The organism is Bradyrhizobium commune (assembly GCF_015624505.1).
Lineage (GTDB): Bacteria > Pseudomonadota > Alphaproteobacteria > Rhizobiales > Xanthobacteraceae > Bradyrhizobium > Bradyrhizobium commune.
Genome location: NZ_CP061379.1, coordinates 1,142,854 through 1,166,116 on the forward strand (window position 1 = coordinate 1,142,854; position 23,263 = coordinate 1,166,116).

Annotated in this window: 21 protein-coding genes; 8 read left to right on the forward strand and 13 right to left on the reverse strand. The window is 64.6% G+C overall.

Features of this window, described 5'->3' with window-relative positions; genetic code table 11:
* Positions 1–70 precede the first annotated feature (70 nt).
* The gene (locus IC761_RS05460) at positions 71–1,240 is read left to right on the forward strand and encodes a DUF3734 domain-containing protein (RefSeq protein WP_195802266.1); all 1,170 of its coding nucleotides are present in this window, start codon (positions 71–73) and stop codon (positions 1,238–1,240) included.
* A 1-nt stretch (position 1,241) separates the two neighbouring features.
* Positions 1,242–2,030 carry a 3-hydroxybutyrate dehydrogenase gene (locus tag IC761_RS05465; protein ID WP_195802267.1) on the forward strand — a complete coding sequence of 263 codons (789 nt, stop codon included), beginning with the start codon at positions 1,242–1,244 and terminating at the stop codon, positions 2,028–2,030.
* A 57-nt stretch (positions 2,031–2,087) separates the two neighbouring features.
* Here the strand turns inward: IC761_RS05465 and IC761_RS05470 are convergent, their stop codons facing one another.
* The 6 genes from IC761_RS05470 to IC761_RS05495 form a co-directional block, all read right to left on the reverse strand.
* Entirely contained in the window at positions 2,088–2,912 is an 825-nt protein-coding gene (locus tag IC761_RS05470) for a sulfite exporter TauE/SafE family protein (RefSeq protein ID WP_195802268.1), read from the reverse strand.
* Positions 2,913–3,071: 159 nt separating this feature from the next.
* Positions 3,072–3,776, reverse strand: a complete 705-nt coding sequence (locus IC761_RS05475) for an ABC transporter ATP-binding protein (RefSeq protein ID WP_195802269.1) — start codon at positions 3,774–3,776, stop codon at positions 3,072–3,074.
* A complete protein-coding gene (locus IC761_RS05480) occupies positions 3,763–5,634 on the reverse strand; it encodes a branched-chain amino acid ABC transporter ATP-binding protein/permease (protein ID WP_195802270.1) in 1,872 nt (623 codons plus the stop codon). Before IC761_RS05480 ends, IC761_RS05475 begins: the two co-directional genes overlap by 14 nt.
* On the reverse strand, positions 5,631–6,506 hold the full coding sequence (locus IC761_RS05485) for a branched-chain amino acid ABC transporter permease (RefSeq protein WP_195804555.1): 876 nt from the start codon (positions 6,504–6,506) through the stop codon (positions 5,631–5,633). Before IC761_RS05485 ends, IC761_RS05480 begins: the two co-directional genes overlap by 4 nt.
* A 9-nt stretch (positions 6,507–6,515) precedes the next feature.
* On the reverse strand, positions 6,516–7,856 hold the full coding sequence (locus tag IC761_RS05490; RefSeq protein WP_195802271.1) for a substrate-binding protein: 1,341 nt from the start codon (positions 7,854–7,856) through the stop codon (positions 6,516–6,518).
* 64 nt (positions 7,857–7,920) lie between these two features.
* Complete coding sequence (locus IC761_RS05495; RefSeq protein WP_195802272.1) at positions 7,921–8,943, reverse strand: carbon-nitrogen hydrolase family protein; 1,023 nt, start codon at positions 8,941–8,943, stop codon at positions 7,921–7,923.
* A gap of 149 nt (positions 8,944–9,092) precedes the next feature.
* Between IC761_RS05495 and IC761_RS05500 the strand changes: the two genes are divergently transcribed.
* Positions 9,093–10,067, forward strand: a complete 975-nt coding sequence (locus tag IC761_RS05500; protein ID WP_195802273.1) for a LysR family transcriptional regulator — start codon at positions 9,093–9,095, stop codon at positions 10,065–10,067.
* 6 nt (positions 10,068–10,073) lie between these two features.
* Here the strand turns inward: IC761_RS05500 and IC761_RS05505 are convergent, their stop codons facing one another.
* Both IC761_RS05505 and IC761_RS05510 read right to left on the reverse strand, forming a co-directional pair.
* Entirely contained in the window at positions 10,074–11,450 is a 1,377-nt protein-coding gene (locus tag IC761_RS05505; RefSeq protein WP_195804556.1) for an oligosaccharide flippase family protein, read from the reverse strand.
* A gap of 217 nt (positions 11,451–11,667) precedes the next feature.
* On the reverse strand, positions 11,668–12,507 hold the full coding sequence (locus IC761_RS05510) for a protein-disulfide reductase DsbD domain-containing protein (RefSeq protein ID WP_195802274.1): 840 nt from the start codon (positions 12,505–12,507) through the stop codon (positions 11,668–11,670).
* 142 nt (positions 12,508–12,649) lie between these two features.
* On the opposite strand from IC761_RS05510, the gene IC761_RS05515 reads away from it, so the two are divergent.
* Complete coding sequence (locus IC761_RS05515) at positions 12,650–13,294, forward strand: YqgE/AlgH family protein (protein ID WP_195802275.1); 645 nt, start codon at positions 12,650–12,652, stop codon at positions 13,292–13,294.
* 84 nt (positions 13,295–13,378) lie between these two features.
* Here IC761_RS05515 and IC761_RS05520 read toward each other — a convergent pair whose 3' ends face one another.
* Positions 13,379–14,266, reverse strand: a complete 888-nt coding sequence (locus tag IC761_RS05520) for a TauD/TfdA dioxygenase family protein (RefSeq protein WP_195802276.1) — start codon at positions 14,264–14,266, stop codon at positions 13,379–13,381.
* Between the two features lie 191 nt (positions 14,267–14,457).
* On the reverse strand, positions 14,458–15,237 hold the full coding sequence (locus IC761_RS05525) for an SDR family NAD(P)-dependent oxidoreductase (RefSeq protein WP_195802277.1): 780 nt from the start codon (positions 15,235–15,237) through the stop codon (positions 14,458–14,460).
* A 98-nt stretch (positions 15,238–15,335) separates the two neighbouring features.
* Between IC761_RS05525 and IC761_RS05530 the strand changes: the two genes are divergently transcribed.
* Positions 15,336–16,073, forward strand: coding sequence for an SDR family NAD(P)-dependent oxidoreductase (locus tag IC761_RS05530; RefSeq protein ID WP_195802278.1), 738 nt, complete (start codon positions 15,336–15,338; stop codon positions 16,071–16,073).
* A 161-nt stretch (positions 16,074–16,234) separates the two neighbouring features.
* A complete protein-coding gene (locus IC761_RS05535; protein WP_195802279.1) occupies positions 16,235–16,609 on the forward strand; it encodes a CsbD family protein in 375 nt (124 codons plus the stop codon).
* A gap of 68 nt (positions 16,610–16,677) precedes the next feature.
* Here IC761_RS05535 and IC761_RS05540 read toward each other — a convergent pair whose 3' ends face one another.
* Positions 16,678–18,402, reverse strand: a complete 1,725-nt coding sequence (locus tag IC761_RS05540) for an SGNH/GDSL hydrolase family protein (protein WP_195802280.1) — start codon at positions 18,400–18,402, stop codon at positions 16,678–16,680.
* 149 nt (positions 18,403–18,551) lie between these two features.
* On the reverse strand, positions 18,552–19,916 hold the full coding sequence (locus IC761_RS05545) for a lytic murein transglycosylase (protein WP_195802281.1): 1,365 nt from the start codon (positions 19,914–19,916) through the stop codon (positions 18,552–18,554).
* 238 nt (positions 19,917–20,154) lie between these two features.
* On the opposite strand from IC761_RS05545, the gene galU reads away from it, so the two are divergent.
* Complete coding sequence (gene galU / locus IC761_RS05550; protein WP_195802282.1) at positions 20,155–21,030, forward strand: UTP--glucose-1-phosphate uridylyltransferase GalU; 876 nt, start codon at positions 20,155–20,157, stop codon at positions 21,028–21,030.
* A gap of 185 nt (positions 21,031–21,215) precedes the next feature.
* On the opposite strand, the gene IC761_RS05555 is transcribed toward galU, so the two are convergent.
* Positions 21,216–22,712 carry a sensor domain-containing diguanylate cyclase gene (locus IC761_RS05555; protein ID WP_195802283.1) on the reverse strand — a complete coding sequence of 499 codons (1,497 nt, stop codon included), beginning with the start codon at positions 22,710–22,712 and terminating at the stop codon, positions 21,216–21,218.
* 146 nt (positions 22,713–22,858) lie between these two features.
* On the opposite strand from IC761_RS05555, the gene IC761_RS05560 reads away from it, so the two are divergent.
* Positions 22,859–23,128, forward strand: a complete 270-nt coding sequence (locus IC761_RS05560) for a DUF7662 domain-containing protein (RefSeq protein WP_195802284.1) — start codon at positions 22,859–22,861, stop codon at positions 23,126–23,128.
* Positions 23,129–23,263: the final 135 nt, after the last annotated feature.

Consider the following 23,263-nt stretch of genomic DNA (forward strand, 5'->3'; position numbering starts at 1 on the left):
TGATCCCGGAATGCATTGACGCCGCGGCAGACTGTCGCCACGGTGGCTCGCCTTTTGCTATTGTTCCCTGATGACAGATCATAGCCCGGAAGTCGCCCGTGTCCCCGCGAATGCGCAACGTGTCCTGGTGCTGCAGGGCGGCGGTGCGCTCGGCTCCTATCAAGCCGGGGCCTACCAAGCCCTGTGCGGCTATGGCTTCGAGCCCGAATGGGTCGCAGGCATCTCGATCGGCGCGGTCAACGCCGCCATCATCGCCGGCAATGAGGGCCACACCCGCGTCAAGCGGCTCAAGGAATTCTGGGAGATGGTGTCGGCGCCGGTGCCGTGGAAGCCGATCGGCAAGAGCGACCACAGCCGCGAGCTGTTCAACTCCACCAGTGCCGCGCTGATCGCGACCTTCGGCGTGCCCGGCTTCTTCGTCCCGCGCGTGCCGCCCGCGCCGATGTGGCCGCCGGGTCATCCCGAGGCGGAAAGCTATTACGACACCGCGCCATTGAAGAAGACACTGGAGCGGCTGGTCGATTTCGACCGCATCAATGACCTCAAGACGCGCTTCTCGGTCGGAGCCGTCGGCGTTGCCTCGGGCAACTTCAAATATTTCGACAATTACGAGTTCAAGAAGCTCGGCAAGAAGATCGGCCCCGAGCACATCATGGCCTCCGGCGCGCTGCCGCCCGGCTTTCCCTCCGTGATCATCGACGGCGAGCGCTATTGGGATGGCGGTATCGCCTCCAACACGCCCCTCGACTATGTGCTGGATGCGGAAGTCGATCGCGATCTCCTGATCTTCCAGGTCGATCTGTTCAGTGCCCGCGGCGACTTGCCGACGTCACTGCTCGAGGCCGCCGAGCGTGAGAAGGACATCCGCTTTTCCAGTCGTACGCGGATGAACACCGACAAGAACAAGCAGATCCACAACGCCCGCAGGGCGGTGCGGGACCTGATCGGCAAATTGCCGGATTACCTGAAGAACGATCCGTCGGTCGAATACCTTGCGAAGGCGTCGCGCGAAAGCACCGTCACGGTGGTGCACCTGATCTATCGCAGCAAGAACTACGAATCCTCGTCCAAGGACTACGACTTCTCGCATGTCGCCATGGTCGAGCATTGGGAAAGCGGCGTGCGCGACGTGCATCTGTCGATGCGACACAAGGACTGGCTCGAGCGGCCGCAGTCCGACGAGACCATGGTGACCTACGATCTCACGGGGGACGTCACCCCGGCAAAAAGGAGCGAATAATATGGGTAGTCTGTCAGGCAAAAACGCCGTCGTGACCGGATCGACCAGCGGCATCGGGCTCGCTTATGCGCGCGCCTTCGCTGCCGCGGGTGCCAATGTCGTCATCAACGGCTTCGGCTCCCCCGAGGACATCGAGAAGGAGCGCTCCAAGATCGAGTCCGATTTCGGCGTGAAGGCGATCTACTCGCCCGCCGACATGACCAAGCCCGCCGAGATCGCCGGGATGATCGCGCTCGGCGAGAAGTCGTTCGGCTCGGTCGACATCCTCGTCAACAATGCCGGCATCCAGTTCGTCTCGCCGATCGAGGAATTCCCGGTCGAGAAGTGGGACCAGATCATCGCGATCAACCTGTCCTCGGCCTTCCATGCCATCCGCGCCGCGGTGCCCGGCATGAAGAAGAAAGGCTGGGGCCGCATCATCAACACCGCCTCCGCTCACTCGCTGGTCGCCTCGCCCTTCAAGTCGGCTTACGTCTCGGCCAAGCACGGCATCGCCGGTCTGACCAAGACCGTGGCGCTCGAGGTCGCGACCAACAAGATCACCTGCAACTGCATCAGCCCCGGCTATGTCTGGACCCCGCTGGTGGAGAAGCAGATCCCCGACACGATGAAGGCGCGCAACCTCACCCGCGAGCAGGTCATCAACGACGTGCTGCTCGACGCGCAGCCGACCAAAGAGTTCGTCACCTCCGAGCAGGTCGCGGCGCTAGCGCTGTTCCTGTGCAGCGACGATGCTGCGCAGATCACCGGCACTAATTTGTCGATCGATGGTGGCTGGACGGCGGAGTAAGGTTTTCGCAGCGAGCGACGCAAACGGCGGGAGCGGCAAGCTCCCGCCGTTTTTCGTTTAGTGACTCCAGGCCAGCGCCGTCACGATTGCCGATTGCAAATTCAATTCCGTGAACAGGATCTTGCCGGCGACCACGACGAGGACGCTGGCGAGCGCCACGCGGAGCACCGTCTCCGGCATCCGTGTCGCGCTGTAGCTGCCGAGAACGATGCCCGGCAGCGAGCCCAGCAGCAGAACGCCCATCAGGTGCCAGTCGACCGAGCCGAGCAGCCAATGCCCGGTGCCGGCCACCAGCGTCAGCGGCACGGCGTGCGCGATGTCGGAGCCGACGATGGTCGCCATCGGCAGGCGCGGGTAGAGCAGCAGCAGCACGGTGACGCCGACCGCGCCGGCGCCGACCGACGAGATCGAGACCAGCACGCCGAGCACGACACCGGTGACAACCGTCGCGATTGCGGTGGCGCGCGCGTCGACCTGCTCCAGGCGCTGGCGATAGCGCTCCATGATCGACTTGCGGAAGATCAGCGATATCGCCGTCAGCATCAGCGCAAAGCACAGCACCAGATTGACCAGATTGCGCTCGGAATCGCTTTTGAGATCGAGCTTCCAAAGCACCAGCAGCGTCACCGCACTCGCCGGGATGCTGCCGCAGGCAAGCCGCAGCACTGCTGGCCAGTGCACGCTGCGCGACCAGCCATGCACCACGCTGCCGCCGGTCTTGGTCGCAGCCGCATAGAGCAGGTCGGTGCCGACGGCGGTGGTCGGGTGGATGCCGAACAGCAGGATCAGGAGCGGCGTCATCAGTGAACCGCCACCCACGCCGGTCATTCCGACAAGCAGGCCAACGCCAAATCCCGAGGCGACGTAGAGCGGATCAATCATGGCTGGGGAATCTAGGTTTATCTCGTCGGTTGGGCAATATGACGTAGAATAAACTTTCCCTGAGATGCAACCGTTTGGACCAAATAAGAAAAATCTTGCCGTCGGGTGTCGCAAGGCAGTCATTTCACCCAAATCGCAGGCATTTTTCGAAACAGCCGTTCATGCCCCGACGCCGAGGAAATCCCGCGCAAGGTCCGGATTGGCGGTGAGCTCGGCCGAGGTGCCCTCGAATACCACATGGCCGTTGTTGAGGCCGTAGACCCGGGTGGCAAAGCTCAGCGCGGCGGCGACGTTCTGTTCCACCACGATCATGGTGCGGCCCTCGCGGGCGAGGCCGGCGGCGACATTGACGAGGTCGCGCACGATCAGCGGCGCCAGTCCCTCGAATGGCTCGTCGAGCAGGATGATGCGGGCGTCACGGATCAGCGCTCGCGCGATCGACAGCATCTGCTGCTCGCCGCCCGACAGCGTGCGCCCGAGCGATTTGCGGCGCTCCTTCAGGCGCGGGAACACGCCGTAGATGCGCTCAAACGACCACGCATTCGGCGCGGTCAGCGCGGCGATGCGCAAATTCTCTTCCACCGTCAGCCCGCCGAAGATCGCGCGCTCTTCCGGTACGAGCTGTACGCCCATATTGGCGATCGCGGATGGCGCAAGGCCACTGATCGGCCTGCCGTCGAGCCGGATCTCGCCGCTTCTCGGCGACAGCACGCCCATGATCGAGCGCAGCGTCGTGGTCTTGCCGGCGCCGTTGCGCCCGAGCAGCGCGATGACCTCGCCTTCCTCGACCCGGATCGACAGGTCGAACAGCACGTGAGAATCGCCGTAGAGCGTGTTGATGCGGTCGACTTCAAGCAGGCTCATGCGCGTGAAGCCCTCCGAGATAGGCGTTCTGGACCTGCTGGTTGCCGCGGATCTCGTCTGCGCTGCCGTCGGCCAACAGGCGTCCCTCGTAAAGCACGGTGATACGCTCGGCGAGGCCGAAGATCGCGTCGAGATCGTGCTCGACGATGAGGATGGTGCAGGTCTGTGCGATATCGCGGATCAGCGCGCAGGTCGCGGCGCGCTCCGACGGGCTCATGCCGGCGAGCGGTTCGTCGAGCAGCAGTACCTTTGGGCTCGTGGCCAGCGCCATGCCGATCTCGAGCCGCCGCTTCTCGCCATAGGCGAGGATATGCGCCGGCGTGTCGGCGCGGGCGGTGAGGTCGAGCAGGGCCATGATCGCGTCGATCTGCGCTTCGACCTCCGGCAGGCTGTCGGCGGTTCGCAGGATGTCGATGCGCAGCGGGCCGCGCTGACGGGCGAGGGCGGCGATGCGCAAATTCTTCCGCACCGGGAGGTTCGGAAACAGCTGGTTGAGCTGGTTCGACTTGGCGATGCCGAACTGTGCGGCACGGCTGACGCCGTAGCCGGTGACCTGCGAGCCGAACAGCAGCACATGCCCTGAGGTCGGGCTGACCTCGTCGAGCAGCATCTTGAACAGCGTGCTCTTGCCGGCGCCGTTCGGCCCGATCACCGCGTGAATGGAGCCGCAGCGCACCTTGAACGAGACGCCGTCGACCGCTTTCAGGCCGCCATAGTGCCGCGCCAGTGCGCAGGCTTCCAGCGCAATGGCGCTGTCGCGGGTGGCGGGTGAGGGTAACGGCAGGGCGGCATCGTGCGTCCGGCTCGGCTTCGCGGCGGTTCCATTTGCCTCGATCGCCTCGGTGACAGCCTCTGCGGCCCGCCGCGCGCCGAGCATTTGCCGCTCGGTCCACCAATGGATGATCTCGCCGCAGATGCCGCGGCGCAAGCCCACGACCAGCACGATGAAGGCGATGCCGAGCACGAGCTTCCAGAGCGTGGTGAGGCCGGGAATGAGCTGGAGATTATCGCGCAGCCAGAGCCACACGGCGGCACCGACCAGCGGCCCGATCAGGGTGTTGGCGCCGCCGACGATGGTCTGGACCACGAGCTGGCCGGACGTTTCCAGCGAGAACGCATCCGGCGGCATGTAGCTCTGGAACGAGCCGAGCAGGCCGCCGGCAAGCCCGGCATAGAGCGCGGCGATGACGAAGGCGGTGAGCTTGTAGGCCGGCACGTTATGCCCGAGCATCGCGACCCGCGCGGTGTTCTCCTTGATCGCGAGCAGGATGGCGCCGACCGGCGAACGCACGATGCGGCGGGCCAGCACGTAAGCACCGAAGAAGATCAGTGCGAACAGCACATACATCGGCCAGCCCGCACTGACGCGGATCGCGTGCGCGCCGAAGCCGAGCACAGGCACCGGCACGCCGGGAATGCCGTTCTCGCCGCCGGTGTAGTGCGACAGTGGCGAGTTCTCGATGAAATAGGCCATCTGGCCGAACGCCAGCGTGATCATCGTGAAGTAGATGCCGATGCGGCGCACTGCGAGCCAGCCGACAACGAGGCCGAATGCGCCCGCCGCGATCGTGCCGGCGACGAGCGCCAGCCACACGCTCGTCAGCGCGCCGGAGACCAGCAGATATGCGGTCACAAAGCCGCCGACGCCGTAGAACGCGGCCTGTCCGAACGACAGCAGGCCGGCGAGGCCAAACAGGATGTCGAAGCCGAGTCCGAACAGGCCCCAGTTCAAGACCCGCGTCAGCAGGTCGACCGAAAAGCCGAGATGCGGCAGCACGATTGGCGCCGCAACCAGCGTGATGAGAATCGCGAGCTCCGGAAGCTGGCTCCGCAGCCCGCCCGATCGTGGCTTGCTCATACCCGACCTTCCGAGCCAAACAGGCCCTGCGGCCGCAGCACCAGCAACAGCGCCATCAGCGCATAGAGCATCACTTCCGAATAGGACGAGTTGAATGCGCTGGTGAGGCTGACGATCTCGCCGGCGATCAGGCCGCCGACCACCGCGCCCGGAAACGAGCCGAGGCCGCCGAGCACGATCACGACAAAGGACTGCGCCATGAAGTTCGCGCCCATGTCCGGCGTCACCGCCACGACCGGCGCATACAGCATGCCGGCAAGCCCGACCGCGACGACGCCGATCGCGAACACCAGCATGAAGGTCCGCCGCAGATTGATGCCGAGAATGCCGACCATGCGCGGATTTTCGATGCCGGCGCGAACCACAAGGCCCATCGAGGTCCGGTAGAGCACGAGATAAAGGCCGGCCAGCAGCATCGCGATGAACGCAATCAGTTGAAGCCGGTAGGTCGGATAGATCAGGAAGCCGAGCTGGGTGGCGCCCTGTCCCCAGGACGGCGTCGGCACGCGCTGCGCATTGCCGCCGAAGGTCGCGCGCACGCATTCCACCAGCACGATGCCGATACCGTAGGTGACGAGGATCTGGTCCTCATCCGGCCGGTCGTAGAACAGGCGCATGATGATGCGCTCGAGCAGGAAGCCGAGCACCAGCATGAAGCCGCAGCCGACCGCGATCGCGAGCAGGAACGATTGGGTATATTGCAGCATGACGAAGGCGGCGTAAGCGCCGACCGCGAACAGCGCGCCATGCGCGAAATTCAGCACGCCGAGCGTGCCGAGGATGATGGTCAGGCCGCTGCTGACGAGCGCCAGCAGCGAACCGAGGGCGAGGCCGTTGAAGGCCTGCGAGGCGAGGGCGGGCCAGCTCGGCATCATGCCAGCTCAGGTATAGGGGCCGAGCTTGCAGCCGAACTGGTCCGGCGGGTTCATCACGCTCTCGCCATCGGCGACGTCGACGATCTCGTAATAATCCTCCGGCCCCTTCATCTCGGCCGGCGCCTTGCCGCGCAGGATCGGGATCGGGCGCACCATCTGGTGATCCTCGGCGCGGAAATAGACCTTGCCGATCGTGGTCTCGTAGGGCTGCTCCTTTGAGGCCTCCATCGCCTTGATGATGTCGACCGGATTGAAGCTCTTCACGCGCTCCACGGTGAGCGCCCAGAGATAGGTCTGCATGTAGCCGATATGGGCGCCCCAGCGCGGATGATATTTGTTCTGGGCGATGAAGGCGTCGACGAAGCTCTTCGCAAGCGGATACCGGTCCGACAGCGTCCACCAGAAATCGCAGCTGCCATAGACGCCCTGCATGATCTCGGCGCCGAGTTCCTTGTCCTGGAACGAGGACAGGTTGGGCACCACCAGCTTCATCTTCTTCAGCACGCCGAACTGTTCGGCCTGCTTGGTGGAGGCGACCGCATCAGCGCCAAAGGCGATGTTGACGAACACGTCGGCACCGCTGTTGGCGATGTTGAGCAGTGCCGAGGAATAGTCGGTGGTGCCGAGCGGAACCACTTCCTTGGCGACCTGTTGCCAGCCCTGCTCCTTGGAGAACTTTGCGAAGCTGTCATAGACCGTGTGACCATAGGTGTAGTCGGGCACCAGGAACGCGGTCTTCATGCTCTTGCCGAGCGCCTTGGCGACCACGGGCGCGAGCGCCTTCGCGGCCATGTAGGCGTTCTGCTGCGAGCGGAAACCGTAGCGCTGACAATTCTTGCCGGTAATGTCGTTGGAGCCGGCAATACCGACCATGTAGAGCACTTTTTCGCGCGAGCCGAGCTCTTCCAGCGCAATCGCACTGGCGCTCGACACCGAGCCGGCCAGCATGATCGCCTTGTCGCGCTGGATGAATTGCGTGGCGCTCTGCACGTCGAGATTGGGCTTGCCTTCGGTATCCGACACCTTGTAGCGGATCTGGCGGCCGAGCACGCCCTTGCCCTGCAATCCCCATTTTTTCGCGGAGTCACTGCCGGCGTTGATCTCCGCGATCGCAAGCTCGTAGCCGAGCTTGAGGTCGCCACCGTCGCCGGAGAACACGCCGGTGAGCGGGATGGTCAATCCGACGAACACGGAGTCCGCGGTGACGCCGTCCGGAAAGGTGCCGATGCTGGCCGGCGTCTGCGCCCAGGCAGCGCCACTTGGAAGGAAGGCGGCGACGTCCGGAAGCATCAGGCCGGCAGCGGCGCCGGCGCTTCCGAGCAGGATCTGACGACGGTCAAACTTCATGACTCACCTTCCAAGTTTCGTCACCGCCGGATCGGCCGGTGGATTGCGGTTGGAGACAATGGGCTCACGCCCCGGCATCGATGTGGTCGCTCGCCGCGTCCGGCGGCGTCGTGTCGCCTCCGGTGAACGACACCGGATTGAGCCGGCGGCGGTCGACGCTGAGATCAAAGATGTCGAAGCGGTTGTAGTAGCCGACCACGTCGTGAAACTGTTTTGGCTCGACGCAGCGATTGAGATCGATCTCGGCGTAGAGGATGCCCTCGTCATCGCGTAGCACCTCGCCGGTCTGCTCGCCGGTCGGATCGAGGAAGAAGGTTTCCGCGCGCGGCGTCGCGTCGAGCACGGCGGCAGCGGAGGCATCGCGCGCCACCAGCATGTCGCGCGCCGCCTTGTCGAGCACGCCGGCGGTGACGAGGCCGAACACTTTGGCTTCGAAGCAATGCGCGGCGGCGCGGATCCGTGTCGCCGCGGCGATATGGTAGTTGCCGCCACCCGCCGGCCGGCGGGTCGGCCAGACTGGCGGCCAGCTCGAAATGTGCAGTTGCTCACCCTGGGCCATCAGCGAATAGCGTGCCAGCGGGTTGGTGTTCTCGCCGCAGATCAGTTGCCCGATCTTGCCGAGCCTGGTGTCGACCACGCGCAGGCCCGCGCCATCGCCGCTCGCCCAGACCAGCTTCTCGTAGAAGGTCGGCACCAGCTTGCGATGGTGGTTGAGGATCTCGCCGTCCTCCCCGATCATGAGGTTGGAATTCCAGATGGCACCGACGCTTGCCGGCGACTTCTCGCTGATGCCGATCGAGACCACGATGCCGAGCGCGCGCGCTTCGTCCCGGATCGCCTTGATCTCGGGGCCGTCGACCAGCACCGACTGTTCCGCCATGCGGACGAACAGGTCGTGATTGTCGATCGGAGCCCAGAGCGCAGCCCATACCGGGAATGCGGGAATGAATGTCTCTGAAAATGCCACGATTTCCGCGCCCGCGGCGGCTGCCTCCCGGATGAGCGAGATTGCCTTTTTTGTGGTCGCCGTACGGTCGAGAAACACCGGCGCGGCGTGCACCGCGGCGGCCTTGAAGCGGGGAAGCATGGCTTTGTCCTTGGTTCAGGGCAGGCTAATGGCGTCCCCAACACCCCGATACAGACAATCCTGCAAGACGGCTTGCAGACGGCGACAATCCGTCCCACCGTGCCCCCGTGGCACAGCGCTTGCTGTTTTGAAGCGAGTATGGAGGGGCCATGCAGGAGTTCAACTCACTCGACTGGGACGATCTCAAGATCTTTCTTCACGCGGCCCGCGGCGGCAGCCTGGGTAGCGCCGCGAGGCGGTTGCGGGTCGACCAGTCCACCATCAGCCGCCGGATCGCGCATCTCGAATGCGCGCTCGGTGCGGCGCTGTTTGAGCGCTCGTCGCAAGGCCTGCGCGTCAACGAGACCGGCGAGCGCCTGCTCTGCCACGCCGAACGGATCGAGAGCGCCGTCATTGCGATGCATCAGGACGTGCAGCGCGGCGGCAGCCGAATGGCGGGCCGGGTCAGGCTCGCCACCATGGAAGGCATCGCCTCGCTCTATCTCGCGTTTCGCTTCGCGCCGTTGCGGCAGCGCTATCCCGATCTCACCGTCGAGCTCCTGACTTCGCCGCAGGCGGTCTCGGTCAACCGGCGCGAGGCCGATCTCTTTCTGAGCTTCTTCCGTCCGCCGGGGCAGGGCATGGTCTCGGAGCGGCTCGGCAGCTTCCAGCTCGGCCTCTACGGCTCACAGGATTATCTCGCGCGCGAGGGCATGCCGGAACGCCCTGCGGATCTCGCCCGGCATAGCTTCGTGACCTACATCGACGATCTCATCCAGCTCGACTCGGTGCGCTGGCTCGACGACATCATCCGCAACCCGCCGGTCAGCTTCCACTCCAACAGCATGATCGCACAGATGAATGCCGCGGCCGGCGGCATCGGTCTCGTGCTGCTGCCGAGCTTCGCGGTGGCCGGGCGTCCCGATCTGGTCCCGGTACTGCACGAAAAAATGTCGACGACGCGCGACGTCTGGATCAACGTCCACAGCGATCTCCAGTTCGTGCCACGCATCCGCGCCGTCTCGAGCTATCTCAAGGCGATGTTCAAGTCCGATCCGCTGATGCAGGCGGATGCGTCCGGTCGCAAGATGCTGGATGCGCTGCTGGTCGGAGATGCCGGAACCGTGGCCTTGCAGAGCGGCTGAAACGGCTCAATCCGCGCGCTTGCCAAAGGCCAGCACGTGCAGGCCGAGGCGCTGCCGTACGATCCAGAACAGCAGCACCGTCTCGAAGGTCAGCGAGATCGAGGTTGCGGCGGCCGCACCATGGCCGCCGAAGCGCGGCACCAGCATGACGCAGAGCACGACGTTCATCACGAAGGCGGACGCATAGGCCAGCGCGCAGAGTTTTTGCTGGCCGAGCATGTTGAGCAGGCGCTCGACCGGCCCGATCGCGGCGCGCACGACGAGGCCGACCGCGGCGACGAACATGATGTTGTAGCCGACCAAGAATTGTGGCCCGAACAGCCAGAGCAGCGGCTTGCCGAGTGCGAGCAGCACGGCGGTCGCCGCCAGCGACGGCCAGAACGTCCAGTTGATGGCGTGCGCGACATAGGCCGACAGGCGCGCCTTGTCGCCGAGCGCATTGTATTCGGCGAAGCGATGCGCCGTGGTCGCCGACATCGCGTAGTGGATGAACGAGACCAGCGCCAGCGTCTTCACCACCGCAAAATAGACGCCGACCTCGTCGGAGGGGCGGAATTGCTGAAGCACCAGCACGTCGGTGTAGGACAGGAGCAGGTAGAAGCTTTCCACCAGCAGAATCGGCAGCGAGACGGCGAGCCAGCCGCTGATGTCGTAGGCCTTGGGGCCGGGCTCGAGATGGTCGGCAAGCTTGCGGTTCAGCACTACCATCTGCCCGGTCATCGCGATCCACACCGCGCCGGCACTCGCGACCATCGCCGCGACCGCGCCGAGATGGTAGCCGAGCAGGAAGGCGATAGCCGTGATGCCGATGATCAGCGCCTGGCGGATGATGAATTGCGGCATCAGGCCGAGCTGCATCCAGTCATGCGAGCGGGCGATGCCGTCCTGGGTGTTGGCGACGACGAAGGCGGGCAGCGTCATACAGCCAATATAGAGCGGCAGTTCCTCGGCCGGATCCATCCAGGGCGAGAGCAGCTTGACGATACCGGCAAGCGCCAGCGACACCAGCCCGGACGCGGCAAAGGTCAGCCAGCGACTGCCGGAGAGGAAGCCGCGCAGCAGCGCATGATCGCCGCTGGTGCGGTACTCCGGAATGATCTTTTGCGCGGAGGCCGAGATGCCGAAATCCATCATGCTGCCGAGCAGCAGCACCCAGGTCCAGACATAGACATAGATGCCGTAGTCCGACGTGCCCATCCAGCGCGCGAGCAACACCTGCGAGAAGTACGCGAGGCCCGCGCTGATCACGCGGATGATGAAGATGGTACCCGCCAGCCGCCGCGTCAGCGACGCTTCGCTCGACCCGCCTGTCAGCTTGCCGCGCAGCCGCGCGATCAGCCCGGCCGGTCCGGTCGAAGCAGGTTGTGCGTCCATCACGGCCACGTCGAATCCCCAGGCGTCCCGCATGCTGCGGCGACCCTGGGGATTAGCAACCATTCGTTAAGATTCGGTTGGGTCACCGCTGTCGTCCGGCGAAGGCCGGGACCCATACCGCGCGATTTATCGATGAAAGCGCGGTGATAATCCCGAGCGACCAGCCTTCGCCAAACTACGCCTTGTGGTCATGGGTCCCGGCCTTCGCCGGGACGACGCCGGAGAGCTACTCCAAATTCATATTGAACTCGTACGACTTCTCCGCTCCCACCAGCGTGAACTTCAGCGCCGCCCCATCAGGCTTGACGCCCGGCGGCAATCCGTCGAGCTCGAACGAGAACCGCTTCACCCCGGGCGGGCTGTGCGCGACCGGATCGGGAATCGGCAGCGACCAGTCCGGCGTCGGCCCTTCCACGAACAGATTGACGGTGCGTCCATCCGGCACGACGACGTCGACCAGCACGTTCTTGGGCCCGTCGCGCTTGACGTCGCGGATGGTCAGCGGATTGGGATCGCCGATAGTGGCCGGCTTGGGCACGGTGTCGAGCGCGGCGGACAGCGCGCCGTCCTCGGTCGAGGCGACGCTGTTGAAGCCGAGCTCGGCGCTGGCCTCGACGGGAATGCAGAGCTTTTCGCAGACCGCGTAGTTGATCTCGGCGCGCAGCGTCACCGGCTTGTCGGCGGCCTTGGCGACGATGCGCAAGGGCAGCACGATCTGGTCGTGATAGCCGATTGAATGCCCGCCTGCGCCGTCGTCGAATTTCAGCGGCGCCGGCCACATGATCGTCACGGCCTCGACATTATCCGACTTCGAGAAGTCGAACCGCGGCGGAACGCCGGAATCGCCCGGCGTGCGCCAGTAGGTTTTCCAGCCCGGCTGGATCTGGAAGGCGATACCGCCGAGCAGGACCGCGCCGCTGCGCGATCCCGCGAGCAGCCGCACTGCGGAATGGCCGTCGCGCTGCCATGGCGAGGCGTCGTCGGCACGGGCTGCAAGCGCCGGCAACGACGCAAGCAGGGTTGTCGCGACGCCAATCGCCGCACGCAGGGGAACTATGCTGAGCATGGCACGTCTTTACAGGGTCGCACCTAGGCAAACCATTGAATTGCTTGTGATGGATGCACTTGTATGTTGGTTCTGCAAGCCTTGATTTGACAGCGGCGGGGCCCGACATCAGGATAGGAATTGAAACTGGAGTGCTTCACCGATGGCTCCTACAGGCAAGAGGACGGGCGACAGCACCCGCAGCGCAGGCTCCGCGCTCCCGAATTCGGCCGGTTATCTCGACGGCCGGCTCCTGATCGCCATGCCCGTGATGGGCGATCCCCGTTTCGAGCGCTCGGTGATCTACCTCTGCGCCCACTCCGCCGAAGGCGCCATGGGCATCATCGTCAATCATCCGGCCGGCAGCATCGACTTCCCCGAGCTGTTGCAGCAGCTCGGCATCGTCAAGAAGGGCGAGCACATCAAGCTGCCGGAGAATGCCGAAAGCATGAAGGTGTTGCGGGGCGGCCCGGTCGACACCGGTCGCGGCTTCGTGCTGCATTCCAGCGATTTCTACATCGACAATGCGACGCTGCGGATCGATGACGGCGTCTGCCTCACCGCGACCGTCGACATCCTCCGCGCCATCGCCAACGGCTCCGGCCCCAAGCACGCCATCCTCGCGCTCGGCTATGCCGGCTGGGCGCCGGGCCAGCTCGAGACCGAGATCCAGAGCAACGGCTGGCTGCATTGCGACGCGGACGCGGACCTGATCTTCGGCGACGACGTCGACGAGAAATACGGCCGTGCGCTCCGCAAGATCGGCATCGATCCCGGCATGCTCTCGAACGAGGCCGGCCACGCGTAGCTGGCCGGTGGGTTTCCCACAGCTCTCACAATGACGGAATTTGTTGGGACGCTCTCGATCTCAACGACGGGCTGATTGTTCGGCCTACTCCGCCGCCTGCTGTTGCACCGTCGGCTCGGTCCCAGCCACCGTCGCGCGGCGCATGTCGCGGGGCTGTGACTGGTCGTAGCGCCGGACCCGGTGCATGGTCTGGCGGTTGTCCCACATTACGAGATCATGCAGCTTCCATTTGTGGACGTAGACGAATTCCGGCTGCGTCGCATGCTCGTTGAGATCGCGCAGCAACAGCCGTCCCTCCGGTACGCTCATGCTGACCACATTGCCGGCATGCGATGAGAGATACAGCGACTTGCGGCGATGCACGGGATGGGTGCGCACGAGACGTTGCCGCACCGGCTTGAACATCTGCTTCTCGTCGTCGGTATATTCGGTGAAGCCGAGCGAGCCGCGCGAGAACATCAAGGAGTGCTCGCAGACGAGATCCTCGATCTCCGCCTTGGTCTCGTCATCGAGCGCGTCGTAGGCCGCACGCATGTCGGCGAATTCGGTGTTGCCGCCCTTCGGGTTCACCACACGCGCCGAGAGCAGCGAGAATTTTGCTGGGATCGGACGGAACGAGCTGTCGGAATGCCACAGGCAATTGCCGAGATTGAACAGATGCGTGCGGCTGTCCTTGGCCAGCGGCTTGCCGTCCTTGCCGAGATTGCTGACGTCGTTGAGGCCGGACTGAAGCCGGTAGTCCTTCTCCTTGGTGACGGTGCCGCCGCGGGCGTCCTCGCGCTGGCCGAAATTCAGCGCAAAGCCCATCTGCTGTTCGTCGGTGATGTCCTGGTCGTGGAAGACCAGCACCGCATATTTGTCCATGGCGGCTTCGACCTCGCGCGCCTCGCCCTCGGTGAGCGGCTTGCGCAAATCGAGGCCGGATACCTCGCCGGCGAAATGCTTTTGAAGCTGCCGGATGGCGATCGTCATGCTGTTTCTCCCGCGGACCGCGAGCGGTTGGTCCCGCTCTGCTATCGAAAAAGCTACTCCCGCACTCATAGTTGTCAACGCTCGCTACGCATGGCAGCCCGTAGCCGGGATGGAGCGTAGCGTAATCCGGGGTTCTCATCTCACGGAAAGACTCCCGGATTGCGCTGCGCTCCATCTGGGCTACATGGCTCCTACGCGTTGCGCGCCATCAGGCCGCCATCGACCGGGATCACCGCACCGGTGAGGAAGGACGCCGCCGGCAGGCACAGGCTCAGCGTCATATGCGCGACCTCCTCGGGGTCGCCATAGCGGCCGAGTGCGGTGCGGCGCTTGGCGTAGATGGTCTTGTGCTCCTCCGAGATGCGGTCGGTGATGGCGGTGCGGATCGGGCCTGGGCAGATGCAGTTGACGGTGATGCCTTCGCGGCCAAGCTCGACTGCGAGCGAGCGGGTGAGGCTGGCGACGCCGCCCTTCGCCGCCGAATAGGGGCTGTGCATTGCGGTGGCGCCGAGCGCCTCGGTCGAAGCGATGTTGACGATGCGCGGGCTCTTCGACGTGCGCAGATGCGGCAGCGCGGCGCGGATGATGCGCGGATGCGCCGTCAGCATCACAGCGATGCCCTTGGCCCAGCCGTCCTCGTAGGCCTCATCGTCGATCGCGACGCGCACGGAGATACCGGCATTGTTGACGACGATATCGAGCCCGCCGAAATGCGTGGCGACATCATTGACCACGCGCTTGATCTCGCCGCCGTCGGCGACGTCGAGCTTCCACGCTTTCGCTGCACCGCCGCTCGCCGCGATCTCTTTCGCGACGGCCTGCGCGCCTTGCTCGTCATAGTCGGTGACGGCGACATTCGCGCCTTCGGCTGCGAACACGCGCGCGGTTGCACGGCCCATGCCGCTGGCCGCGCCGGTGACGAGGACGGTGAGGCCCTTCACGGACCGGCTGAGCTCTTTGAACTCGGACATGCTGTTTCCTCGCGGGCTCTTGTTTCTTGTTATGAGATTGACAAGGCTCGCATCGATCCGCAGACAGGTCAAACAAGCAAAACAAAGGGGAGGCCGCGATGGCGAACGAGCTCGATTTCACAGGCAAGCAGGTGCTGGTCGTCGGCGGTTCCAGCGGCATCGGCAACGGTATCGCGCAGGCCTTTCGCGCGCGGGGTGCAGCTGTCGCGGTGTGCGGCACGCGTGCTCGCGCAACGGAATATTCAGCTGAGGAAGGATCCGATCTCACCGGTCTTGCTTACGCGCAGCTCGATGTCAGCAACCCCAGTGCGATCGAGGCATTCAAGCCGTCCTTCGACCGGCTCGACATCCTCGTGCTCGCGCAGGGCGCGGTGATCTATCGCCGTGGTGAATTCGAGATGGCCGGCTTCCGCAAGGTCGTCGAGGTCAATCTGATGAGCCTGATGGCTTGCGCGACGCGATTTCATTCCATGTTGCGGGATTCCAAGGGCGCGCTGATCATGGTGTCATCGACCGCGGCCTATCATTCCACCATGGGCAATCCCGCCTACAACGCGTCGAAGACCGGCGCGGTCGGATTGACGCGTACGCTCGGCGAGGCGTGGGCCGAAGACGGCATCCGCGTCAACGGCATCGCACCCGGTCTCGTTGACACCAAGATGACGAAGGTCACGACCGACAATCCGAAGCGGCTCGAGGGCGCGCTGGCGCGCATTCCGCTGCGGCGATTGGGTACGCCGGCCGACATGGCGGGCGCCGCGCTGTTCCTGGCCTCGCCGCTGTCGTCGTACATCGTCGGCCAAACTCTGGTCGTCGATGGTGGGTTGATTTTGTAGCCCTGATGGAGCGAAGCGTAATCCGGGGCGGTCCGTCGAGATGCGAGAACCCCGGATTTCGCTCTGCTCCATCCGGGCCGCGCCTTCTACACTTTCGTCGCGCATTGGAACCGCGCCGCTCCTGATCGGTTACTTCGGCAGACCCCCCGAGGAGGAGCATCATGGACAAGGATCGGATCGTCGGATCGGCCAAGGAATTCGCCGGACGCGCGGAAGGCGCGATCGGTGATCTCGCAGGCGAGACGCAGACGCAGGCATCGGGCAAGGCGCGGGAAGCCGCAGGCACCGTGCAAAATCTCTACGGTCAGGCCAAGGATGCCGTGCGTGACGCCGGCGAGGCTGCGGCCGGCTACGCCAAGGATGCCTATGAGAACAGCGGCGATACCTTGCGTGACGGTTCGCAAGCGCTCTCCCGCAAGGTACAGGACAATCCGCTCGGCTCGCTTCTGATCGCCGGCGGCATCGGCTTTGCGCTCGCGCTGTTGATGTCGCGCCCGGCACGTCGCCCGCCGCCGCGCTGGCGCTATTACGGCTAACAGTCCCACCCGTCATTCCGGGTTCGCGCCAATGCGCGCGCCCGGAATAACATCTCAAATCAGAGCAACTACCGCACCACTTCCGCCGAACGCCCGACATTGCCTGGCGGGCGCGGGATCGCCGGATTGGGATTCGGGTTGCGCGGCGCCGGTGCCAGCTGACGCGGGGCCGGCTGCGGCGAACCAAAGCCGAAGAAATCGCGCAGCGATGGCTGGGCCTGAGCAGGCTGCTGGACCACGGGCGGCTTCTTCGGCGCAAGCTTCGGCGGCGCGATCGCGGCGGCAGCGCCCGGCGTGCCGGCCGAGCCGGGCGCTGCAGCACCGCCGTCAGGCGTCGTTGCCGCCACCGGCGTGTCGCCCTTGGCCTGCTCGCGGCCGACCTCGCGGCGCGGCCAGGCATAATCGTCGGCACGGCCCGCCGGCGCCGCCAGCGGCTCGCCCTTCACCAGCGTCTTTGCTGCGAGTGCATCGACGGCGGCGGGACGCGTGCCCGGTCCGCCCAGCAATTGATCGGTCGAGATCGAGGCCGCAACCAGCGGTACGATCGGGCCGGCCAGCGGCCGCGGCGCGGGCTTGCCGGGCTCGGCGCTGGTGTCCGGTGTTGCCGGTTCGCTCGGCAGCGCGATCGGGCCGGAGCGTCCGGCGAGCAGACGCGTGATCTCGCGCTCGACATAATGCGCGAGTTTTCGCGCGCCCGGCTTTGTAAAGTACACGCCATCGTAGCTGCGCAGCTGGCGGATCTGGCCTTCGAAGTCTGGGCCCTTCTGCAGGAAGCGGCCGGCTTCGTCGACGAAGCCGTCCCAGACGTCGACATAGGTGATGCCAGCCTTGGCCGCGCCCTCGCGATAGAGCGAATCCAGGAACAGCATGTCGGCCGTGCCCTTCGGCCCGCGGATCGCGGGCAGGCCGACCCAGAGCACCGGCACGCCTTTGGACTTCAGGACGGCGGTCAGCTCCTCGATCTTCTTGCTGTAGAGCTCGACCCAGCGGTCGTCGCGGAATTCGTAGAGGCCGTTCGGGTTGCGCGCGGTCTTTTCGGGGGCGGCCGCAGGTGTGTCGGCGTTGTCGGCATCGTCCTGCGGCAGGTCGGTATCAACAGGCTTGTCGGCCGGCTTGTCGTCGGGCTTGGCCGCAGTGTCGTTGGGCTTGGTATCGCCGGGCTTTGCGTCACCTTTTCCTTGCGGCTTGGCGCGCGCGCCCTTGTCGTTCTTCTTGTCCTTGTCTTTGTCCGTGGCCTTGTCGGATTTGTCGACGACGGGTTCACGGATCGCGATGCGGTCGTTGAGGCCGAGCATGACGACAATGACGTCGGGCTTCTCGGTCTCCAGAATGCCCTTCGCCGCAGCCGCCCAATCCGAGGGCTCGCCTTTCGGCTGGTACTTGATCAGGCCCGACGTGGTCTTGTGCTTGCGGATCACGCCCATGTCGGGCTGCTCGGTGTAGGCGTCTTCCAGGCCGTAGGCGAGCCAGTCTGCCATGGCGTCGCCGATCACCAGCACGTTCTTGTCGGGAATGGTGTCGCGCTTTGTCGGCGTCGGCGCGCGTGAGAAATCCTGGCGCGGGGCCTGCTGTTGCTGCTGGAACGGTGCGAAGAAATCACCGCCGAACCAGCCGCCTCCACCATTGCGTGGCGGCGGTGCCTGACGCTGCGGCGGGCCGCCGAAGCCGGGGAAGTTGAAGAACTGCGCCGAAGCGGGCCCCGCGATCGAGACCAGGATCGCAAGCGCCGTCCCCAGCGCGATCAGCGGGCCGGTCTCGGTCAGCGCCTTGAAAAAGGACTTCGGCTTCGACATGCGATCTCGGACGCGTGGAATAGGGATCGGAACAGCACCGATATAATAACGGAATCGGGCCGCGTCCGGGCAAATTCTGTTGCAGATTCTTACCCCGATACACCGGGGATCAGACAAATCCCCCGCTCAGGGTTACTTTCGGAGCGATTTTACCTTCCGCGCAGCCGTTCCAGCACGTCGGAGGAGGCAAATCCGTCCGCAGGAACACCGATGGAGGCCTGGAAGTTGCGCAGCGCCTCCCGGGTCTGGCCGCCGAACTGGCCGTCCGGGGTGCCCTTGTAGAAGCCGCGCTGGACCAGCAATTGCTGCAATTCCAGCCGCTCGGTGCGGGACAGTTCCCGCTCCTGCCGCGGCCAGGGCTGCACGAAGGGCTGGCCGCCGCGCAGGCGGTCGGCGAAATGGCCGATCGCCATCGCATAGGCCTCGGCCGGGTTGTATTTCATGATGACCCGGAAATTCTGCAGCATCAGGAAGCCGGGCCCTTGCGCGCCGGCGGGCGCCAGCAGATAGGCCTTATCCGCGGGATGCGGGAAGGGCTGATTGGTTGCCCGCTTGAGCCCGAGCTTCTCCCACTGCGCCATCGTCATCGACTTGGCGCGGTCGGCCAGCATGTAATTAAATCCCTGCGGCACGACGACCTCGTAGCCCCAGGTCTGGCCGCTCTGCCAGCCATCCTTCTTGAGATTGTTGGCGGTGGACGCGATCAGGTCAGAGGCATTGTCGACGACGTCGCGCCGTCCGTCGCCGTCTCCGTCCACGGCAAAGCGCTTGAATGCGGTCGGCATGAACTGGGTCGGGCCGAAAGCGCCGGCCCAGGAGCCGCGCATCTGCTCAGGCCTGAGATCGCCGCGGTTGAGGATCTCCAGCGCGGAGAGGAACTCGTCCTTGAAATAGGCCTGGCGGCGGCCGACGCAGGCGAGCGTCGCAGTCGATTGCAGCACGCTGCGGTCGCCCATCTGCGTCGAATAATTGGACTCGATGCCCCAGATCGCCGCGATGATGGTGCGGTCGACGCCATAGGCCTTTTCCGTGGCGTCGAACTGCGCCTTGTATTTGGCGAGCACTTCCTTGCCCTTGGCAAGCCGGTTGTCGTTCACGAGGATGTCGAGATAGTCCCAGATCGACTTGGTGAACTCCGGCTGCGAATCCATCAGATCCATGATGCGCAGATCGGGCGAAAGCCCTGCCGTGAAGCGCTGGAAATTCTCCTGCGTAATGTTGCGCCGTGCGGCATCCGGCCACATCCCGGCAACGCAATTGTCGAAATTGGCAGCCGCCTCGCGGATCGCAGCCGCCGTCATCAACGGATGGCCCGACGCGCCGTCCTCGCCGCTCCAAGGCTGAGCTCCCGTCTGGGCGCCGCCGAGGCCGGGGGCCGATTGCGAGGGCGCCGAATTCGAGCCGGAGAAAATCCCGCCGAACAGGTTCGACAAGCCGTTTTGCCCTTGTTGGCCTTGGGCCTGCGCGGACACAGGGAACAGCAGACTGGCCGCAAGCATTGTTGCGCCGGTCATCGATAGAGCTACCCCTGTCACCGATTGCCTCATGTCCCACCTGTCCGGCCCAAAATCGGCCATCAGGAGGCCCCGTCACGGTTGCCAATATCTTAACAAAGGTGAATTTTTTGTTGGTCACCTTTTTCGCAAAATCCCCGAGACGGAGCCCAACATCCGCCTTTGTTACCGGCTGCAAAACGGCTAGCAAGGTGCCATTGCTCCTGTCCGGTACGTCTTAAGGTATTCGATCACTCCCATGAAAATCCGCAAAGCCGTATTCCCCGTCGCCGGCCTCGGCACCCGCGTCCTGCCCGCCACCAAGGCGATGCCGAAGGAAATGCTGACCATCGTCGACAAGCCGCTGATCCAGTACGTCTATGACGAGGCGCGCGAAGCCGGCATCGAGCATTTCATCTTCGTCACCGGCCGCAACAAAAGTGTCATCGAAGATCATTTCGACCGGATGTTCGAGCTCGATGCGACGCTGGCTGCGCGCGGCAAGAAGGCCGAACAGGAGGTTCTGGCACAGAACCAGCCGGACGCAGGTGCCGTCAGCTTCACCCGCCAGCAGGCGCCGCTTGGCCTCGGACATGCGGTCTGGTGCGCGCGCGACATCGTCGGCAACGAGCCGTTTGCGGTCGTGCTGCCCGACGAGCTCGTGCTCAACTCGCCGGGTTGCCTGAAGCAGATGATCGAGACGGCATCTAAGCTCGGGGAAAAATCCAACGTCATCGCGGTCGAGGCGGTGCCCGATCATCTCACCCATCAATACGGCATCTGCGGCGTCGGCAAACGCACCGGCAAGATGTTCGAGGTCGACGGCATGGTCGAGAAGCCGGCCAAGGGCACCGCGCCCTCCAACCTCTCGATCACCGGCCGCTACATCCTCCAGCCGGAAATCTTCAAGATCCTGGAGACCCAGGAGCGCGGCGCCGGCGGCGAGATCCAGCTCACCGACGCCATGATCGGGCTCGCCAAATCGCAGAAATTCTACGGCGTCGAGTTCGAGGGCGAGCGCCATGATTGCGGCTCCAAGGCCGGCTTCCTCCGCGCCAACATCGCCTACGGCCTGAAGCGCCCGGAGCTGCGCGACGGGCTGATCGCTGACATGAAGAAATATCTGGGGCAGTAGGCCTTGATGCCGTCCCCGCGAAGCCCGGGACCCATACCGCGGAATCTATCGGGTGCGGGCGGTAGCAGTACCGAACGACGGGTCTTCGCCAAACCACGCCCTATGGTTATGGGTCCCGGCCTTCGCCGGGTCGACCACCGAGGATGTGGTGATTTCGCCGTTCCAATCGACGGCAGTGTAACGCCTCACGCCACCAGCGACAGTTTCGGCATGCTCGCAACCACCGACTGGTTGCGGCCGCCGGCTTTTGCCGCATAGAGCGCCTTGTCGGCTGCGGCGACCAGCACGGGCCAGTCGAGGCCGGCGGTTGGAACGAGGCTCGCAACGCCGCAGGAGACGGTCGATCCCGCCTGGTTGTCGGACCAGCCTTGCACCTTGCTACGGATCGCCTCGGCAATAGTGAAGGCGTCGGTGGCCGAGGTGTTCGGCAACAGCACGGCGAATTCCTCGCCGCCATAGCGCGCAGCGCAGTCGCCGGCGCGGTGCACGGAATCGGAGATGCAGATGGCGATGCCGACCAGCACCTGGTCGCCGGCCTGATGGCCGAACGTGTCGTTATAGGCCTTGAAATGATCGGCATCGATCATCAGAAGCGCGACCGGCGTCTTCTGGCGCATGGCGCGCCGCCATTCGCTGTCGATCACATGGTCGAATTTGCGGCGATTGCGCAGGCCCGTCAGCGCGTCCGTCGTCGCCATCTCCTCGAGCTTGCTTTCGGCCTCCGCGCGCCGGCCGATCTCGCGGGCGAGCACGATTGCCGACCCCAGCACGAACAGGGAGAGCATCAGCACCACGGCGCCGATGCGAAGCGCTTCCTTCTGCCACAGTGCGAACACGGAGCCGAGCGGCTTTCCGGCCACGACGAACAGCGGGGCAGTCCCGCTGCTGCGGACGTAGAGCCGCGACGTGCCGTCGATCGGCCCCTGTCCGGCAAACGAGCCGCCGACTTTGAGATTGTCGGATTTCCAGACCGGTCGTTCGCTGAGGTTCTTTCCGATCACGTCGAGATCGAACGGTCGCCGCATCATGATGGTGCGGTCGCGCTTGAGCACGGTGATGGTGTCCTCTGCATCGAGGTTCAGGCGCTCGAACAGCTCGTGGAAATAGCTGAAGCGGATCGAGCCGGCGACGACGCCCATGAAGCCGCCGTCGCTGTCGCTGATGCGCCGGCTCAGCACGATCGAATAGGCGCCGCGGAACAGCATCGGGCGGCTGATGTAAAGTCCGGCGCCGGGGTCGTCGCGATGAACTTTGAAATAGTCCTCGTCGCTGCGGCTCTCCGGCAGGGGATCGAGCGTGGAGGCGTCGATGGTCAGCCTGCCGTCGGCATCGAACACCTGGATGGCGCCGAAATGCCGCGCCGTGGTGGCATGATCGAACAGGATGAGGTGGCGGACCGGCTTCGAGACGCTGGAGATTTCGGGCAGCAGCATGTTGTTGGCGACCGCCTTCAGCGACAAATCGTAGATCTCGATGTTGCGGCTGATGTCGGCTTCGATCGTGGTGGCCAGGTTTTCCAGCGTCTGGCGGGCGAGCGCTTCCTCGCCGCGCCGCATGTCCAGCATGACGTTGACGCAAATGGCCGAAAAGCCGATCACCGTCACGACGGACGAGACGATCAGCAGCTTCGCCGAAATCCGCCACGGCCGGCGGGCCGTGACCTCGCGCCATCCAGACAGCATCGTTTGCTCCCGACACTAGTGGATGCGCCTGAAATCTTGCGTAGTGTTTAAGCCGGGACGGCGCTGCCGCAATGAGTTAAGAATTGGTTTCCGCGGGCCCCGTTTTTCGGCAAGCGCGCCCGCGGGCAAAGGGACAGAGGACGACGGTGAACGACTACGACGCGTTGCGCGATTACCTGATGCGGCAGAAGCAGATGGAGCTCGTGCTGAGCTTTGAACAGATCGAGGAAATCATCGGCGCGGCCCTGCCGCGCGCGGCGAATCGCGCCTCGTGGTGGGACACCTCGCGCAGCCCGGATATTCAGATGCCGCAGCGCGAAGCCTGCCTCGCTGCGGGTTTTAAGGCCACGCGGATGCCCGATGGGCAGACGGTGCGGTTCACGAAACAGAAGAATGACCGGCGGCGTCCTGGGTAGAAGCGGCGGAGCCGTTTTGTCCCCTCTCCCCTTGTGGGAGAGGGTGGCTCGCCGCAGAGCGGCGAGACGGGTGAGGGGTCTCTCTCCGCGCGTACACCTCTCACGATTGAATTCGCGGATACAACCCCTCATCCG